Raw genomic sequence first — 355 nt, forward strand, 5'->3', positions numbered from 1 at the left:
TCACTATATAGTAGTCGCTCTAGCTAATAAAAACACAATTAAACCCAGTAACGATACAAGGCATTTTTAGCTTCATAATCAACACCTAAATCATTAAATAAATATTTCAGTACACGTAGGTTATCATTAGGGTGAATATCACACGCTATGGCGTAACATAGGTTGCGTATCTGCGCTTTTTGCCGCGCATGACCAAACAATAACGGGATTTGTGGGACGGTTTCATAAAGGTACGCTAAGATTGCCATTGATTGAGCCAACTAGCATGGATGTGTCTCTAGCGCAGGCAATAAACCTTGGCGCTTTTTATCAAGGTACTGTTCACTTTGCTGCTCTGATTTTAATAAATTAACAG

Annotated in this window: 1 pseudogene; it reads right to left on the reverse strand. The window is 38.6% G+C overall.

What is annotated here, in order from left to right:
• Positions 1–41: 41 nt before the first annotated feature.
• Positions 42–355 (reverse strand): annotated as a pseudogene (locus CWB85_RS22375) (maleylacetoacetate isomerase family protein); the annotation flags it as partial.

The organism is Pseudoalteromonas sp. S1727, from assembly GCF_005886375.1.
GTDB lineage: Bacteria > Pseudomonadota > Gammaproteobacteria > Enterobacterales > Alteromonadaceae > Pseudoalteromonas > Pseudoalteromonas haloplanktis.